The sequence below is a fragment of the Proteus sp. TSJ240517 genome (assembly GCF_047921575.1).
Taxonomy (GTDB): domain Bacteria; phylum Pseudomonadota; class Gammaproteobacteria; order Enterobacterales; family Enterobacteriaceae; genus Proteus.
Window position 1 is genome coordinate 98,759 of sequence record NZ_JBLRMH010000008.1, and the last position, 18,667, is coordinate 117,425.

An 18,667-nucleotide genomic window follows, 5' to 3' on the forward strand; every position below is an offset into this window, starting at 1 on the left:
CTTATCTCTATTTTTTCATTCTATTGAGCACAATATAAAAGTGCTTTACCAACCATAAGAAACACCTCCGCCGACAACACCGCGATCTTCTGTATTCCATGAAGCAGAGACACGAATAATGGCACTTTCTGTTATTTGATACTGAGCACCTGTTGCAAGGGCATTAGCATCGCGATAATTACCCACTCCCACACCTAAACTAAAAGTATGATTAGTCACATAAGGAATATTGGCCATTGCCGCAACAGAGGCAATACCTGCACTTGCCCTTTTGTCAGCTTTATCTATTTTGTTATCCATATTATTGAGCGCGACATCATTATCAATAAAGATATTCTTAATCTTATTGTTGGTATATTCATTCGCAATAGAAATAGAGTCTTTTTTTGACGAATCAATGTATTCTCTTAGGGACTCATCTCTTTCATTGATAACAGTATTGGTGATATTGATATATTCATTTCCTTTTTGAGTAATATATTTTTCACGCTCTTTTGTAATTTTTTCGTTATTTCTATTTATTGCACCCTCAATACCTGTGGAAATTTTACTGATTTCTATATCAGTATAATTATTGGCATTTTTTTCAGATTTTATAACTCGCCCTTCTGTCAATGATGTTATTTCATCTCGGGTATTCTTGATATGTTCTACTGTTTTTTCATGATGTTCATTGACTTTAAAATCAGTGTATCCTTTACCACTATTCTCAACTTCAACAATTCTATTATTGGTATATTCTTTAATATTATTTTCAGATTTGGTAATTTTATCATTGGTGTTTTTCTCAATATTACCTTTCATTTCATCCACTCGATTATTAGTATAATCTTCAACGCCTGATTTTATTTCAGCATATTTATTTTCACTATAGATATGAAATTCGTTTTTTGCTTCATTGATATAATTAATCGTATTCTCTTGATGTTTTTCTATTTTACTATCAGTATATTGATTTGCTTTCTTCTCTGCACTATTGGCTAATTCATTTGCTTTTGTTTCACTTCTTTTTAGCACCTCCTCATTTGCTTTAGCAATATCGCCTTTTATTATTTTATTATTATCATTTATTTGATTATTTGTCTCTTTAAGAATGCGATCTTTTTCTTGCTCAATTCTATTATAAATATTCTGGTTATTGTCATTAATACGCTTATCTGCCTCAATAAGAATATTATCTTTTTCTTTTCTTAATTGAGAAACATTAACAGCATCGTTATCTTCTGTACCTGCTGCGACATTAATAATTTGTCGCTGATTTTTATCACTACCGATTGATAATGTATTATTGCGATTATTACTACTGTTATCGCCTAATATAATTGCATTACTTGCTGATCCTGAAGATTTGCTACCAATAATAACTGAATTATCTGCATTATCAGAAAGGCGACTGCCACTACCTAAAATAACCCCATTTTCAGCATTATTTATTGCCCCTTTCCCTATACTAATTGAATCTTTATTTTCACTATAAGCTTGAGAGCCAATAGAAAGAGAACCGTCACCGATTGCCATTGCACCACTTCCCAATGACATCGCATTATCTCCTATTGCTGTACTTTTATGGCCTATTGCCGTTGCATTTTTACCTTCTGCTCCCGCGTTAGCACCAATTGCGGTTGATTGGTCTGAATGTGCCCATGTATTATATCCAACCGCGGTCGATTCATTACCATCTGCTTTACTATTTCCACCTAATAACGTGGTATTATTGGCATAGGAAGAAGTAGATGAAAATAATATAATAACTAATAGTTTTATCTTAAAATTTATATTACAAACCATACCTATATCACTCCAAAATTAATAAACTCACATGTAGAGTAATATGTATTTTATTTTTTACACATTATATATCTTATAAAACAACTTAATAACTCTTGACGATTCTATTAAATATAAATAGTAACATCATTAGATGATTTTAAATTTAATAAAAAAACAAATAACTAATTTTTATTTTTAAAATAAAATCAACCACTAAAGAAAAAGCATAAATAATAAAAAATAAAAACAAACATGAAAAATTAAAATAATAAGTATTTTAATAAAATTAAAATATTTTGGAATTTGAGATAGAGATCAAATAAAAAAACAACATTATTTTTTATCTTTTAGTGATATGATTAATTTATATTAAAATAGTATCTAAGTAAAAATCCCTAAACGTGGTTACGTTTAGGGATTTTGTTTTACTCAATAAATTTCGCTTCTGCAATTAATAATTTATCAATTGATGATTGGCATAAATAAGGCCTCAGAGCATCAAATTTCTTTTCTGACCATTGGTAAATCTTTAAAGATAAAAGTTGCTCAATAACTTTTGGCTCAAAACGATATTTAAGGTGTCGTGCAGGTGTTCCTCCAACAATGCTATAAGGTTCAACATCTTTGGAAACAACGCTATTAGCAGCAACAATAGCACCTTCTCCAACCGTCACACCAGGCATTATCATTGCACGCATTCCTATCCATGCACCATCATGAATATGAGTATCACCTTTACCAATATATGCCTCTTCAATTTTATCCATAAAAGGATAAAGAGAGAACCAATCCATACGATGTGTATGGTTTCCTCCCATTAATATGACGGCTTGCGCACCAATGCAGACATAATCGCCAACATATAATTTATCAATTTCCCACAATGGCTCCCATTGCAGACTAGCTTCATCACCATAAAGATAGCGAACAACAGAGGTCTCAAAACCCTCATCCCAACAATCACTGTAATAGCTGTGTTGTCCTTTGATGATAATATTTTTATTTTTAACCGTTTCGTGTAGATATTCTACACGCGACCAATGTTTATTTTTCATAATATGACTCGCAATAAATTAATGAGTCATCAAAGAATGCTTAATTCTCTGATGATGTGTTCGCATTCAAAACACATCGTCTTAAGCAATCCTTGGTTGAAGCAATAAGGGATTTTTTTTCATCTTATTTACGACCAATTATTACAACGCAATTCAATTATGCTTGCTGTTTATGCGCATCATCATAACGGTTATTAAAGAAAAAGCCACGGCTCCCCTGAATAACACCCTGTTATTCCCCGTGGCTTGGTATCACTATTTAAAAAAGTCTTTGCTACCATGAGGCGCACAACGTAAATATTGAGGCGCCACTTTTATGGTTTGTTTGAGTTTTTCCGCCGCATGCCAAGGCCAACGAGGATCATAAAGAATACCTCGGCCTAAAGCGATAAAATCAGCCTGCTCTGTAAGTAAAATGGCTTCGGCTTGTTCTGGCTCAGTAATTAGACCAACAGTAATAACAGGTAGTTGCGTTTCATTATAAATTGCTTGAGCAAATGGTACTTGATAATTAGGACCTAGTTTAATTTCTTGTTTTTCTGATAATCCACCAGAAGAAACATGAATATAATGGCAACCTAATTCTTCAAGATGTTGTGTTAACGCAATCGCACTTTCTAAGTCCCAACCGCCTTCAACCCAATCTGTCGCAGAAATTCTGACACCAATACAAACATTATCAGAAACTGCATTTTTCACGGCGACAAAGACATCCACTAATAACCGACTACGATTATTAAAATCGCCACCGTATTGATCCGTTCTGTGATTTGATAATGGAGATAAGAATTCATGCAATAAATATCCATGAGCACCGTGGATCTCAATTACATCAAATCCTGCTGACTCCGCTCTTCTCGCAGCATCAACAAAAGCTTGTTTTATTTCTTCAATTTCATCAATAGCCAAAGCATGAGGCTGATGATTCTTTCCAAAAGGAATTTCTGAAGGTGCAACTTTCTGCCATCCATTAGGAGAATCTGGCGCTAATGACGCTCCGCCATTCCAAGGTACATCGGTCGATGCTTTACGTCCTGCATGTGCAATCTGTATACCAATTTTTGCAGATGAATATTGCTTAACATTATCAACAAGTTTTTTTAATTCACTGCCATGTTGATCCGACCAAATACCTAAATCTTTATAACTAATACGACCTCTAGGCTCAACCGCTGTTGCTTCAACAATCACTAGCGAAGCACCTGATAATGCTAGCTGCCCGTAATGTATCGTGTGCCATGCTGTCGGGTAACCTTCTTGTGCTGAATATTGGCACATAGGTGCAACGATAATACGGTTATCTAACTGATGGGGGCCTAGTTTTTTAGGGGAGAACAACAAACTCATTTAAAGCCTCCTGCTATCAATAAGAATTTATGCAAAGAAAAATATCTTCGCTTTTCGATATACCATTTAAATATACAAGTTTAAGGCTATCGGATCTTATTCATTTAGGCGATGGTTTACTTCACATTGTGAAAAACAAAAAGATCAGCATCAATTGCTGATCTCTTTTTTAATTAATCATTAGATTTGGCTGGTTTCACCAATAACAGTGAAAAGCGTCTTGCGATCGGCAAGACGAATAAAACAGTAGGAAAAGCAATCATCCAAGAGATCCCCCAAGAAGTTAACCACGGGGAGATAACGTATGTTCCCATTCCTAACGATTTGACGGTACTAATAAAAGCAACAATACCTGACATGATAAAAGAAAGGAAAAAGGGAACAAGAAAAATCATTGCTCGAGTAGGAAGTTTAGGAATACCTAAAAAGTAATTTTTGTCATGAAAAGACATAGATAAAGACTCCAATAATACGATTGTACAACAGCACATAACTGCCGATACAACAGGCTAAAAAAGTTATATGCGTTGATTAACGTAAACGCTTACGAGTCTTTTTGACCAAACTGAGAGCTAGTTTATTAATAAATATTTCTTTGTCAACTAAATTATTCTCATTATCATTTAGGTGATAATTGATAAAATTAAGATTAGTGAAAAATGAGAAAACACGATACGGTTTTCTCATCTTTTCCCTACCAATCTCGTGTTGCAATTAACTCTTCTATATCAGCATTCTCAAAACCGTATTCATCAGCGATAACGCAAAAATCCTCAGCAATACACTCTCTTGCTACTGTTTCAATTTCGCTATTTTCTTCATAAAACTCTTCCGCTAACTCATTAAATTGATCTGTTGTTTCTTGCGTTAGAATATAAAGTTCTGCCAAATTTTTAGGTGAAGTCGCTTCTATTTTTACACAAAGTGCTTTTAGTAAATCTTGCCCTTTATTTACAAGGTGTGTTGGATAATAATTATCATTGTCCATTCCCTTTAAAAAATAATGTGCGGCAAGTACTTTATTTTTAATCATGAAAAATATCCTTATCTAAGTATTTATCTTAAGGTCATTAAAGTGCACTTATTATCTTAATTACGGGAAAGTATATTACGTTTATTAATTAAATGTCTCGCTTTTATTTCTATGAATTTATAGAATTCTGACCAGCAAACGGAAAATAGGCAATTAATTAAAATGGCTAAAAAAATACGATTTATATTTCTTTTTTTGACGATTGCACTGCTCTCATTTTTGATCATTAATAAATATTTCCAAAACTCACCTTTAGCGACATGGTACTTCTATGGCAATAACGGTGAATATATTACAGGTCATTACTACCTACCAACAGAAAATGATGCAACAGATGCCGTGATTTCCATTCCAGAAAAACCAACTAAAGAAGGTTTAACAATAACACATTGGGATACTTGCAGTATTGGACTGAACATTGATAATAAAACGCTTAATATTTCTTATTTTACTGATGGTCTTATTCAAGCCTCATTATCAACAAAAACCACACCTTATGTTATATTAACTGAGCTGTATTTTTATCAACCTGATGATATGCATTGGTCGATAAATCGATTAGAGGATGGAACATACAAAGGTTGGATGTGGGATAATGTTGCAAATCAGCTTATTTCCTTTCGTTATCAGGAAGATAAAACAACAATTATTGATGGTACAAAATATACATTGATGCCAGAAAGTTATTGGCTATTTCAACGTTGGGCTAATGGCGTTTTGGTGGAAGAATACACATTAGATGATTTACCAGCAAAAGATAACTTTATTCCTGATATAGATAAACAAAGGCTGATTCAAGCAAAAGCAGAGCTTCAAACCACGGTGAATGAATTAGTGGCGCCATTAAATTTACCATTTAACTTAATGTTGTGGGATAACTCACTTTGTCAGTGATAACATCATGTGAAATGCTCCCAGAGGGTTGGGAGCATTTCTGACACAGAATGATTTAATTTATACTAAATAACACCATCTAATTTCATGTAAATTCCTTTTATTAAAAAATCAATTCCTTTCAAGTAGTTAATTTTTACTGCAAGAGTATAGATGAATAGAGTAAATAATTTAAATCTAATAAAAATGTTGCACAACAGGGATATATTAAAACAGTTATCCAATTTCAATAAAAGAATAAGACATAAATTTAATAGTTATATTATTCAATAAAATTGATATTTTATATTTATATTGTTTTAAATATAAAAACTTATTTAGTCAATGTTAATTTTTAATAACCTTCTCTTTTAAACCTAAAGTATCTTAAATAAAGTATTTAAGTTACCTTAGCATAATAGAGTGAAGTATTTATTATTCACATTAGATTAATTATGCTAATTCTATCTAAAATAGATCTTTAAATTTAACATTAAATGCCTTAACGTGATAAATATGAAATAAATAGCATACTTATCTCAATCCATTCCTGAAAATTCTAGTCATTTATTTTTAGTAAACCGTATTAAATAAAAATTTATCTTACATTAAGAGTTCATTAATCAAACCTTGCTTTACATTTTATTATATTGCTCAATTTTTATTTGGCTCTTATACTTTCTTAAGACGATTTTAGGTAGGTATTATTATGAACATTTTATTAGTTGAAGACGATTTACAACTCGGTAAAGCGCTTTGTCGCGGGCTTGAAATTGCTGGTTTTCAACCATGTTGGGTCAGATTGCTTGCGGATGCTCGTGTTCAATTAAGTCAACGCCCTTTTGATTTAATGCTATTAGATTTAGGTCTACCTGATGGTGATGGGCAAGATGAGCTGATTGCACTTAGAAAAAGTGGCGAGAAAATTCCGATTATTATTTTAACTGCCCGCACTCAAATTGATAATTTAGTACAAACATTAGATTCAGGCGCAGATGATTTTTTACCAAAGCCTTTTGCTATGCCTGAACTTATTTCTCGCGTAAAAGCGGTTAGTCGTAGAATGGCCGGTTTTTCTTCACAAATATGGTCTATTGGCGATTTACAGCTTAATCCAGCAAACCATCAAGTCACTTTAAATAACGAATTGCTTTTATTATCAGGTAAAGAATACCAACTATTATATGAATTAATGCGTAATACTGACAATGTGGTGCGTAAATCAGAGTTGGAACAGCGTTTATTTGGTTTAGACGATAAAATTGAGAGCAATTCCCTTGAAGTACATATGCATAATTTACGGAGAAAAATAGGCAAAGAACGTATTATCACGGTTCGTGGCGTAGGTTATTTATTAAAAAAAGAAACTAATTAAATGAAGATCCGCTCCTTCTTTATTTACACCATTGTCCTTCAGATTATCTCCATCGTTATGCTTTGGGGCGTTTGGTTAGCTTGGATACAATTTGATTATCTTGCTGAGTTCGAAAAAGTGTATAACAAACAGCAAGAAATTATTGCTGAGGGTTTTGCTAATACCTTAGAGATTGTTGCTGACCAGCCTGAAGTTCTCAAAGAAGTCGCTCATAATTTACAAGGCATGTATATCGACGCCATGCTTAATGGTGAAGATGATGAACTACAATATTTACCGTGGTTTATTGCCTTAGATGAAAATAATACTCTGATTTATACTAATCGTCCTGAGTTGCCTATCCCTACAAGAGTACTTTCATTAGCATCAGAAAAAGTGTCTGTCGCAGGTGAAAAGTGGATACTCTCTTTTAGCTGGGGAGAAAAACATAAAATAAAAGTGTTTATCGGTGAATCGGTTGAAGACAGAGGCCATGTTATTGGTAACCCTGTTGAAGGCACCTTTGTTCCTTTTCTATTTATTCTCGCAACTGTTATTTTTGCAATCCTAATTACTGCTTATTTTAGTTTACGCCCTTTAAGGCAAGCAGCAGAACTTATTTCTAATCGTAAACCACGTAATTTAACGCCTATTAATGTCAGTCAGCAATTTAAAGAAATTCGCCCTATCTTTAAAGAGCTAAACCAATTAATGGCAAGAATTGACGCTGCTAATATTCGTGAAAAACAATTTATGGCCGATGCCGCCCATGAATTAAGAACACCAATAGCTGCGGTTATTGCTCAATTACACCTGCTTTCTTTAGTCGATGATCAGCAAGAGCGTGAAGAAATTATTGATGATATGAAACAATCTCTTGATAGAGCAGCTGCACTTTCTCATCAATTAATTGATCTGGCGCGATTAGAATGTGACGATTTCCCATTAAAAATAGAATCTATTGATATCTATAACGTCATTGGAAATGCAATAGCACAGCGCGTTCCTTATGCGATTACTAAAAATATTGAGTTATCACTTAATGAAGGCCAAAGTTTAACACTTAAAACAGATAAACAGGCTTTACTCTCTATATTTAATAATCTGCTTGATAATGCCATAAAATATTGCCCTGAAGGTAGCCAAGTTGAGGTAACTATTGAGAATCGATACGCCGAAGGGATACATGTTATCGTGCGTGACAATGGCCCTGGTGTCGCAAAAGAACATATTAATGCTCTATTTTCACGTTTTTATCGCGTTCCTGGCTCTAACGAAACAGGTAGCGGATTAGGTCTATCTATTGCACAAAATCTCGCTAATAAAATTCAAGCATCACTCATTGTTACTGAAGGACTGAATAATAAAGGAATTGGCTTTATTATTGTTCTACCTTTAGAAGCTAAATCATCAGAAAACGATTAATAAATAGATAGATAACCGATGTTCCAGAATAAAGGAGGTAATTATACCTCCTTTTATTTTATCGCGATGAGGCTCTAATGAGTGTTATCCCCAAAGATTAATTAACCAACGTAGACTTGCTGTCACTATTGCTGCACTAAGGACAATCATAATAAAGGGCTTTTTCTGCCAAGTAAGTACTCCCGCGACACCAACACCAATAATTTTTGAAATATCAGCAAGTTGGTCACCATCAAAAAATGTCGATGTCATCGCCACCGAAAACAGAATAACAATCGCAGATAATGAGAGGAGCTCTTTAACCCTCTCTGATATACCTGCTTTATTATTGAGCAATATTCCGGAAAGACGCATGGCGTATGTACCAACAGCAAGAATAATAATTCCTGTAATAATAGAAGCTGCGGACATTATATTTTCCTTATCACAAACAGTACGCCTAATAGCGATAATAAAACAGGTATTCCAGCAGGAAGGAATAATGTGGTTACGAGTGCAATAATGCTCCCTATGATTGCAGCATGACGTGTTAGTTTATTTTTTAATGCTGGCAAACTTAATGCGAGAATAATAGCTGGAAACATCGCATCCAGCCCTAGCATCTTTATATCTACGATAAATGACCCCAAGTAAACACCAAGCATGGTTCCCAAAGGCCAAACAAGTAAAATTCCTAACCCACAAGCCCAAAATGCTAATTTATTTTGTTCAGCGGTACGTTGAGATAAACCAAATACAACACTCTCATCATTTAATATATGAAAACCTAATAATGATTTAAGCCCTTTTCCTGGTAAATCCTTTACTGCCATGCTAAAAGGAATATGTCGTGCATTCACCATTAATCCCGCAAGAGCCGCATATATTGCACTTCCTCCCATTGCCACAACGCCAATAAAAAGAAATTCAGAAGCGCCCGCCAAAACAAAAATGGATAACACCAACGGCACCCAAAAATCAAAACCCTGTGTGTGAGCTAAAGCACCATAAGAGATACCGACAATACCGTCAGCTAATGAAACAAGCACAATATCTCTAAGTACGTTATTATCAAGACGACTGTTAATTTGCATAGAACATAGTATTTTTTATCGAACCATTCGTTCATTATGTTGAACGATTTATTTTTTTGCAAGATGATTTTTGAAGGAAGCTATGATGTCATCACCTTGTGCGCCTATTGAAATTATTTCTCAAGCACTAGCTAGAGAAAGAAAAAAAGCGGGTCTTTCACTTGCTGAAATAGCAAGACGAGCTGGTGTTGCAAAATCAACATTATCTCAATTAGAAGCGGGACAAGGAAATCCAAGTATTGAAACACTTTGGGCAATTTGTGTTACGTTAAATATTCCTTTTTCTCAACTTATTTCAGCACCACAACCTGAAGTTAAGGTGATCCGTAAAGGTGATGGCTTTAAAATTAGTGCAGAAAAAGCGTACTATCATGCTTTTTTACTTTCATCCTGTCCTGTAGGCGCAAAGCGCGATATATACACCGTGATTGCACAACCTGGGAAAGATAGAGTCTCTGATCCTCACAGTAAAAATGTGACTGAACATATTATTATTATCAGTGGAAGCGCAATGGTAGGTACTTTAGATAATCAACAAGAATTACAACCCGGTGATTATATTTGCTATCCCGGTGACGTCACTCATGTATTACGAGCTTTAGAGCCAGATACAACTGCCGTCATGATTATTGAGCATCATAATTAACATAGTAAAACGAATTAACATAGTAAATGGTAAATTTACCGCACTGCTATATAGCAATAAAAATCTGAAAGCAGTGCGATAAATTCGATAGAGAATGTCTGTCTAGACAATTATTTTTTAAGTGCTTTATCAAGGTAAATCTCTCGTAATCGTTGAGATAAATGCCCAACGGCTCCCTGATTTATATCTTCATTGTCGATTGAAATAACTGGCCAAATTAATGTAGTCGCAGAGCTAATAAAAGCTTCTTTTGCTTTTTTCGCTTCATCAAGTGTAAATCGACGTTCTGTTATTTTAAGCCCTTCTTCTTGCGCCAATTGAATAATCGCTTGGCGTGTGATACCAGGTAAAATATCCTGACTTAGCGGCCGTGTAATAATTTCATTATCACGATTAACAATAAAAAAGTTACTTGAACTGCCTTCTGTTATATAGCCATCTTTAATTAAAATAGCATCGTCAGCACCTTGTTGATGTGCATAGTTTTTTGCTAAACACGCCGCTAATAATGCCACTGTTTTAATATCGCAACGTTGCCAACGAATATCTTCAACACTGATTACTGAAATCCCTTTTTTTGCATTAGGATGATTAACAACTGTTGAATGTTGTACAAAAGCAACTATTGTGGAAGGAACAGATGAAGATGGAAAATCAAAAAAACGAGAGGAATCAGTACCTCGTGTTATTTGTAAATAAATAAGCCCTTCATGAAGATTATTCTTTTCGATAAGTTGATGATGAACATCAATTAGCAACTCTTTGGTAATAGGAAGCGATAAACCTAATTCTTTGCATGAACGCTGTAAGCGTTGAAAATGCCCATTAAAGTCAATGAGCTGACCATCAATAACAGCAGTAACTTCATAAACGGCATCTGCAAATAAAAAACCACGGTCAAAAACAGATATTTTAGCCTGCTCTTTAGGTACAAAGTGACTGTCTAAATACACGATATCAGACATTTTACCTCCGTTATAAATTTTATTAACAATCTATCTCAATTCACTACCTTACTCCTTCAATTTTCTATTTTAAAGATGCTCCCCTCATCCTTACCTCTTTTTAATTATAGTTTTATGTAACTAAGTCATGTTATATAAGCAAAAATTGCTATAATTTAACTTATGTATCAAATATAAGGATAAGAGGTGGCTATGTTAGATATTAATAAAAATAATTTATCTCAGCTAACAGAGAAACTGGTTAAAAAACAATGTACTTTAATGACTGTTATTGCCACATTGGGCTTTATTGCAGGTTTTATCTGTATAATTAACCCTCTTTCTTCTGGCATTGTTATCAGTGTATTACTCGGTGTTGTATTTTTTGCCTGTGCGATATCCAGCATTATTGGTGGTTTTAATGCTCAAGTTTCTTCTGGTTGGTCAATGTTGATTACGTTATTAACGGGTTTTATTTATCTTCTGCTTGGCTATATTTTTGTCACTGATCCACTACAAGGTATGCTTAGTCTCGCCTTTTTTATCGGCTTCCTATTTATTTTTGCGGGTATACTGCGTCTAAATATAGGCTTTAAACAAATCAAAGATAATTTTTATGGCTGGTTTAATATCTTGGTTGGATTTTTAGATTTAGTAATTGCCTATTTCTTAATTGCTTTTGGCCCTGAAACCTCAGTCGCACTCGTCATGGCGTTAATTGGTATACAACTTATTTTAAGCTCTATCACCATTTTATCGATAATAAGTGCGATAAAACGAATGACTCACTAATTGACTATTTAGTGATAATAATCTTATTGATGAAACATAGACAAAGAGCCACACAAGGTGGCTCTTAAGTATAAAGCAAAATAGATTTGTACTAAGCACAAGGTAAGCGCAGAGATACCGTATACATATTTTCTCCGCAAAGGTAACAATTTCCTGTTTTTTCAAATACCATCACTTGGATACCTAGTTGCCCTACTTCAATATTAGGCAATGCATCAGCCAAAATACTCTCTAATGCAGGCTCAACGATCTCAACCATATTAATAGGATCGTTATTAGGTGTTGTATCGTGTAAGAAATTACCTAAACGAGGATCATCAGCGTAGATTTCTAATGTTGAGCGATATACCAACGTTCTTTCACTACTATTTACCTTAGAATAACCATTAAAAATGATAACCATTTTTTGGATATTCATTTTCGCTACACGATTTTTAATTTGTAAACATAAAGAAGGAACAAGTCTAATATTGACAGAATTAAAGTAGCGATCGCAAATCTGAGGAATAGTGACACTAATACAAGGCTTGGGCGCAATATTTTTAATTTGCTTACTGCATTCCCCAGTTAAAGAGTTATCAACAATAATACGCTCACGTCGAGAAAAACAGATATTATCGAAGATATCAACAGTGAAGAAAGAAATGTAATGAATGCCATTTGTTAATGACTGGTTCTCTAATCTCACAGAAACGGCTGATTTATCAGTACATGGCAACATCTTAAGTTGATCATTAAAATAAAACCCAACTTGGGTGCTTTCACTAATATCACGACCTAAAATAAGATTAGCGTTAACGCAATAGTTCTCACTATGATAGCTGAGAATACCATTTAATGTTGCAGGCACTTTAGGAGAAGGTAATTTCTCCGTTGTCATTTCAACATAATAATCTCTGGATTTAATTGGCTTATCTAGATCTTCACTATTTTCAGTTTCGGCATGAAATATAGCGACTTGTTTCGGTTCACTCTTTTTAAATTTGACTTTAAAATTCGCAATACCGTATTTATTCGTTTTGCCAATATTAATTTTCTCGCCATCAGAATTATAGATTTCTGGCTCAACAGCCAATGTACTATTCTCTACATTGTAAGTTAATTTAACCTCTTTATTTTGAACATCTTCACCTTCTTTATCTTGAAGATGTACCACAAAACTTTTAGAAACACTCTCCCACTGACTTGGCCATTGCATAGATTCTGAACGTATTGTCAACAAGTCATCAAATTGTTCACAATTACTCGATGAACAGTCAGTGTTAGGATTGGTTTTAGGTGGGGTAACACGAATTTGTATTGGTGTTGCATAATAAACAATATTCTCATTATCCTCATCTTTTAAGATCAATTGTAATGACGCCACACCACTGCGATTACCCGTTAAAGAGATTTCTGTTTTGCTGTTATCCACTATTGTGATGTAGACATCTTTGTTGTTTGGTAAAATTAAAATACCTTTCGGACTTGTGCGCCATTCAGCCAAACGTAGATTAATCCCCGTTACACTAACTTCATATTTGATAACTCGATTCAGTTTTACTTCGTTATCAGGCTCATCAGGAGATGATTTTATCTGATTGAATTTAATATCCACATCAGCATCAATAACGGCTTGAGCATGGGCACCATAAACAGGTGGTGTTAGTGCTATTGCACTTTTCTCACCTTGTAAAATTTTTTGTAAACGTTCTTCTTTTGTTTCGATATTCATTGAGTGATTTCCTTTCTTTTTCCGATTCCATTTTTAGCTTAAAGCAAAAAATTTGAGTGAAAATCACAATAGAAAAAAGTCAACTAAGCATTGTTGTTAGATGAAAGTAAAAAAGAGAAAATAAACAATAAGATAAAGAAAGTTTTCAATAGAAAACCCTCTACTTGATCGATAAAAAACATCTTTAAAATAAAAAATAATTTAAATTTTAAAATATTTTTGTATAAAGCTATTGACTGTTATGGAAATGTGATTAAAATCAATCTTAGAAAATATTTGTGACATGAATCACATTTTATTAATAGGACACTTAATATGAAATCAATGACTTCTTTTATTACTAACCTGCACCAAGTTGTTGTAAAATTATCATCAACTCGTTTACTGTAATTATTTGATTTAAAAATAAAATACAGCATAAAGCCAGAAATAGCACCCTCATCGCACAAAAGACTATTTCTGGCTTTTATTCACTCTGCTACGCTTAATTATCATCTCGTTTACCCTCACATTTGTCGTAACAAAAAATTCACCTTCTTGAACTAAGCTCTCGTTTCTATACTCTTAATATACGACCCACATTAACTATGAGGATATTTTATGCAGCAGCAACTGCTTACATGGATACGTCAATTCAATGAGGAGTATGCCCAACTCGCTTCTCTACTACTCGTTTTAGCCATTATTTTTCTTGTCGCAATCATTCTTCATTTTATTTTGCACAAGTTGGTCTTACCTAAAATTTCCAAAGCCATAAGTCAGTACGATCAGAAATGGCAACTTTCTCTAGAAATAAATAAACTATTTAGTCGTTTTGCGTTTTTAATCCAAGGCGTTGTTGTTAATATCCAAGCGCTGGTGTGGATGGGATCAAGAGATCCTCACCACCAGCGCCCAAGCGTGGTGCTTAATTTTTGGCTTGTTGATGCTTTTCTCTATTATGGATCTCTGTATGCAGATCATGAGAAATTCATCCTCATTTGGCCGATTACCATTAAAAGGTATTTTTCAAAGCTTAAAACTCGCCGCCTCTGTGCTGATTGGGATAATGATTATTTCCCTACTTATTGGCAAATCACCTCTTATTTTACTCAGTGGTTTAGGCGCCATGACGGCTGTATTAATGTTGGTGTTTAAAGATCCTATTATGGGATTAGTCGCTGGTATTCAATTATCTGCAAACAACATGATAAGCCTTGGTGACTGGTTAGAAATGCCTAAATATGGTGCTGATGGCGCCGTTATTGATATTAGTTTAACAACGGTTAAAGTGCGTAATTGGGATAATACAGTTACAACTATTCCAACTTATTCTCTAATTTCAGACTCATTTAAAAACTGGCAAGCAATGACAAAATCAGGAGGACGTCGTATTAAACGAAGTCTTGCTCTTGATATTAACAGCATCCATTTTTTAGATAAAAAGCAACTTGATGATCTAGAAAAGGCCCACTTGTTGACTCCTTATATAAAAAATAAGGAAAGTGAAATTAATCAATTCAATGCAACCTTGGGCAATGAATATCAAACACCATTAAACCAACGTGGCATGACCAATATTGGAACCTTCCGTGCGTATGTTGAAGCTTATTTAAAAAACCATCCTAATGTTCATAAGCAAATGACAATTATGGTAAGACAATTAGCCCCAACCTCGGATGGGCTTCCCATTGAAATTTACGCTTTTACGAACACCACCGTTTGGGTTCAATACGAGGCGATTCAATCAGATATCTTTGATCATATCTTTGCTATTTTGCCTCAATTTGGCTTAAGAGTTCACCAATCTCCAACCGGAAATGATGTAAGAGCACTCAGATTACCTGTCGAAAATAATCCGCAATAAATCATTTTTGTATAAAGTAAAAAAGGAGAATTATTCTTCTTTTTTACTTTTCTTATTAACAAATATTTTTAATCTCTTATTTTGTTATCATGTTAACAATCTTGTTTTTCTATATATTAATAATAATCGTTATATTATTTTTTATACACCGATTGATTGTTTAATCCTATTTATTTGATATTTCATTTACCACTAAAGTGGTATTTATCAAAAAATGTAACCATTTGTTTAATAATTATTTTTTTATATAACCTTGTTAACATTTTTTATATTGATATAAATCATTATAGGTAGAAGGGTTATAACTTAACATATATATACAACTTTACTTGTTGTGAAAAATGTTAGGGTAATGTCAATGTCAAAAATTAAAAATAATACTTCTATTACTGAAATGAGTCGGCGTGGATTCATTCAGTCTGCAGCCGTTATTTCTGGTGCTGCTGCTGTTGCAGGAACGGTTTCATTACCATTCGCTGCTAATGCTCAAACTCCCTAGGGTATTCGTCCTGATGAGACATCTGAAACTATCAAATACAGTGCATGCTTAGTGAACTGTGGTAGCCGTTGTCCATTAAAAGTTCATGTGAAAGATGGCGTTATTCGTCGTATTTCTAATGAAACTATGTATGACGATTCAACATTTGGTCTTCACCAAATTCGTCCGTGTCTGCGTGGTCGTTCTGTACGTTGGAAAACATATAATCCCGATCGTTTAAAATACCCAATGAAGCGTGTTGGTAAGCGTGGTGAAGGTAAATTTGAGCGTATTTCTTGGGATGAAGCCACTTCAATCATCGCGGAAAAATTAAAATATACCATCGAAAAATACGGTAATGAGTCTATTTATTACCAATATGGTACAGGCTCTACAGGTGCAAACTTACACGGTAGAACGGCATGTAAACGCTTATTAAGTACTGTTGGTGGTTTTTTAAGTGACTATGGTACTTATTCATACTCTCAATTAACCGGTATTGTGCCTTATGTTTATGGTGACATGCTGGAATCACTGTTAACAGAAATTGAGAATTCAGATTTAGTTGTGATGTTTGGTCATAACCTTGCTGAAACACGTATGTCTGGTGGTGGTCAGTTCTATGAAACGTTAAATGCGTTAGATAAGAGCAAAAGTAAAGTTATCATTATTGACCCTCGCCGTACCGACAGTGTGACAACATTAGGTGCAGAATGGATCCCTATTTATCCGGGTACTGATGCTGCGTTAGTCGCTGCATTAGGCTATGTGATGATCCAAGAAGGCCTCACCGATGAAGATTTCTTACGCGAATACTGTGTCGGTTGGGATAAACAAACACTACCTGCATCAGCACCTGAAAATGGCTCTTATAAAGATTACATTTTAGGTAATGGCCCTGATGGCATTGCAAAAACACCAGAGTGGGCAAGCAAATTAACTGGTATTTCTGTTGCACGTATTATCCAATTAGCGCGTGAAATTGGCGGTGCAAGAGCTGCGTGGATCTCTCAAGGTTGGGGTATTCAGCGTACTTCAAATGGTGAACAAGCCTGTCGTGCGATTATGATGCTACCATTAATGTCAGGTCATATTGGTCGCCCTGGTACAAATACAGGTTGTTGGGGTGGTAACGTTGCTTATCCAGTTGCAAGTTTTGCTCTACCTAACCCAGTTAAGACCTTGATCCCAACATTTATGTGGTCTGAAGCAATTGCTCGCGGTGAGCAACTTACCAGCAAAAATGCGGGTGTCAGAAATAAAGATAAGCTCGATACGGGTATTAAATTTATGTGGTGTTATTCCAGTAACGTGATTGGTAACCAACACGCTGACTTGAATAAAACACATGATTTACTGCAAGATGAATCAAAATGTGAGTTTATTTTAGTGTGGGATAACCACATGACACCATCTGCAAAATACGCTGATATCTTACTGCCAGATGTGACAACCGTTGAGACAAACGATCTTATCAATAACTCTTACGCAAGTGGTGCTTACCACTATGTCGTCCGTTTACAAAATGCGATTAAACCACTTTGGGAAAACCGCCCTTGCTATGATGTCTTAACTGATATTGCAGAAAAGATGGGCACCAAAGAGCAATTCACCGAAGGACGTACTTACGAAGAGTGGATTGAATATTGCTATAACCAAATGCGTGAGAAAAACCCAGCACTGCCTACATTTGCAGAAACTAATGATGTAGGAATTATCGATCGTAAATTACCTAACCGTAATCAATACGTTGCACTTGAAGCATTCCGTCAAGATCCTATCGCGAATCCATTAAAAACAGCGTCAGGTAAGATTGAAATTTATTCTGAAAAACTTATGCAAGATACTGATGGCTGGATTTTACCAGAAGGCGATCGTATTCCTGCAATTCCAGAATATTGTAAAAATGAAGAAGGCGTTGAAAACGTTAAGCTTAAAGAGAAATTCCCTCTGCAAATGACGGGTTTCCACGATAAAGGGCACGTTCACTCAAGCTACTATAACGTTGCTATGTTACGTGAAGCTATTCCTCATCAATTCTGGTTAAACCCAATTGATGCAGCTGAACGTGGATTAAAATCTGGCGATATTGCTGAGATTTATAATGCTCGTGGTCGTTTAAATATTCTCGTCAAAGTGACAGATCGTGTATTACCTGGTGTGATTGCAGTACCGCAAGGTGCATGGCGTTCACTTGATACAACAGGTGTAGATACTGGTGGATGTATTAATACATTAACAAGCTGGCACCCATCGCCGTTTGCTAAAGGAAATCCACAACATACAAACCTTGTTGAAGTGAAACGTGCATAAGGAG

General features: G+C 34.6%; 14 protein-coding genes and 2 pseudogenes. 7 read left to right on the top strand and 9 right to left on the bottom strand.

The window, feature by feature from the left end; genetic code table 11:
* Positions 1–45 precede the first annotated feature (45 nt).
* The 5 genes from ACNARN_RS14080 to ACNARN_RS14100 all read right to left on the bottom strand — a co-directional run bounded on the left by ACNARN_RS14080 (position 46) and on the right by ACNARN_RS14100 (position 5,205).
* Positions 46–1,788, bottom strand: a complete 1,743-nt coding sequence (locus ACNARN_RS14080; protein WP_198619810.1) for a YadA-like family protein — start codon at positions 1,786–1,788, stop codon at positions 46–48.
* A 407-nt stretch (positions 1,789–2,195) separates the two neighbouring features.
* The gene (locus ACNARN_RS14085; protein WP_198619809.1) at positions 2,196–2,825 is read right to left on the bottom strand and encodes a CatB-related O-acetyltransferase; all 630 of its coding nucleotides are present in this window, start codon (positions 2,823–2,825) and stop codon (positions 2,196–2,198) included.
* Positions 2,826–3,080: 255 nt separating this feature from the next.
* Entirely contained in the window at positions 3,081–4,172 is a 1,092-nt protein-coding gene (locus tag ACNARN_RS14090; RefSeq protein ID WP_416304584.1) for an NADH:flavin oxidoreductase/NADH oxidase, read from the bottom strand.
* A gap of 173 nt (positions 4,173–4,345) precedes the next feature.
* A complete protein-coding gene (locus ACNARN_RS14095; RefSeq protein WP_109373827.1) occupies positions 4,346–4,624 on the bottom strand; it encodes a DUF2798 domain-containing protein in 279 nt (92 codons plus the stop codon).
* A 242-nt stretch (positions 4,625–4,866) separates the two neighbouring features.
* The gene (locus tag ACNARN_RS14100; RefSeq protein ID WP_416304585.1) at positions 4,867–5,205 is read right to left on the bottom strand and encodes a DUF5713 family protein; all 339 of its coding nucleotides are present in this window, start codon (positions 5,203–5,205) and stop codon (positions 4,867–4,869) included.
* A gap of 162 nt (positions 5,206–5,367) precedes the next feature.
* Here ACNARN_RS14100 and ACNARN_RS14105 point away from each other — a divergent pair, with 162 nt between their 5' ends.
* The 3 genes from ACNARN_RS14105 to ACNARN_RS14115 all read left to right on the top strand — a co-directional run bounded on the left by ACNARN_RS14105 (position 5,368) and on the right by ACNARN_RS14115 (position 8,857).
* On the top strand, positions 5,368–6,099 hold the full coding sequence (locus ACNARN_RS14105) for a hypothetical protein (RefSeq protein WP_416304586.1): 732 nt from the start codon (positions 5,368–5,370) through the stop codon (positions 6,097–6,099).
* Between the two features lie 688 nt (positions 6,100–6,787).
* Positions 6,788–7,453 (top strand): response regulator transcription factor, encoded by a 666-nt coding sequence (locus tag ACNARN_RS14110; protein ID WP_198619805.1) that lies wholly within the window; start codon positions 6,788–6,790, stop codon positions 7,451–7,453.
* Positions 7,454–8,857 carry an ATP-binding protein gene (locus ACNARN_RS14115; protein ID WP_198619804.1) on the top strand — a complete coding sequence of 468 codons (1,404 nt, stop codon included), beginning with the start codon at positions 7,454–7,456 and terminating at the stop codon, positions 8,855–8,857.
* An 84-nt stretch (positions 8,858–8,941) separates the two neighbouring features.
* On the opposite strand, the gene ACNARN_RS14120 is transcribed toward ACNARN_RS14115, so the two are convergent.
* Both ACNARN_RS14120 and ACNARN_RS14125 read right to left on the bottom strand, forming a co-directional pair.
* A complete protein-coding gene (locus ACNARN_RS14120) occupies positions 8,942–9,268 on the bottom strand; it encodes an AzlD domain-containing protein (protein WP_416304587.1) in 327 nt (108 codons plus the stop codon).
* Positions 9,268–9,930 (bottom strand): AzlC family ABC transporter permease, encoded by a 663-nt coding sequence (locus ACNARN_RS14125; protein ID WP_109373833.1) that lies wholly within the window; start codon positions 9,928–9,930, stop codon positions 9,268–9,270. The genes ACNARN_RS14120 and ACNARN_RS14125 overlap by 1 nt, the downstream gene beginning before the upstream one ends.
* Before the next feature lie 85 nt (positions 9,931–10,015).
* Between ACNARN_RS14125 and ACNARN_RS14130 the strand changes: the two genes are divergently transcribed.
* Positions 10,016–10,576 (top strand): helix-turn-helix domain-containing protein, encoded by a 561-nt coding sequence (locus ACNARN_RS14130; protein WP_416304588.1) that lies wholly within the window; start codon positions 10,016–10,018, stop codon positions 10,574–10,576.
* A 110-nt stretch (positions 10,577–10,686) separates the two neighbouring features.
* Here ACNARN_RS14130 and ACNARN_RS14135 read toward each other — a convergent pair whose 3' ends face one another.
* Positions 10,687–11,541 (bottom strand): D-amino-acid transaminase, encoded by an 855-nt coding sequence (locus ACNARN_RS14135; RefSeq protein WP_198619803.1) that lies wholly within the window; start codon positions 11,539–11,541, stop codon positions 10,687–10,689.
* A gap of 192 nt (positions 11,542–11,733) precedes the next feature.
* On the opposite strand from ACNARN_RS14135, the gene ACNARN_RS14140 reads away from it, so the two are divergent.
* Entirely contained in the window at positions 11,734–12,312 is a 579-nt protein-coding gene (locus ACNARN_RS14140) for an HdeD family acid-resistance protein (protein WP_416304589.1), read from the top strand.
* Positions 12,313–12,403: 91 nt separating this feature from the next.
* On the opposite strand, the gene ACNARN_RS14145 is transcribed toward ACNARN_RS14140, so the two are convergent.
* Positions 12,404–14,026, bottom strand: coding sequence for a hypothetical protein (locus tag ACNARN_RS14145; protein WP_416304590.1), 1,623 nt, complete (start codon positions 14,024–14,026; stop codon positions 12,404–12,406).
* Positions 14,027–14,626: 600 nt separating this feature from the next.
* Here ACNARN_RS14145 and ACNARN_RS14150 point away from each other — a divergent pair.
* Both ACNARN_RS14150 and ACNARN_RS14155 read left to right on the top strand, forming a co-directional pair.
* Positions 14,627–15,872, top strand: a pseudogene (locus ACNARN_RS14150) (mechanosensitive ion channel family protein).
* 358 nt (positions 15,873–16,230) lie between these two features.
* Positions 16,231–18,663 (top strand): annotated as a pseudogene (locus ACNARN_RS14155) (DMSO/selenate family reductase complex A subunit).
* The last annotated feature ends 4 nt before the right edge of the window (positions 18,664–18,667 follow it).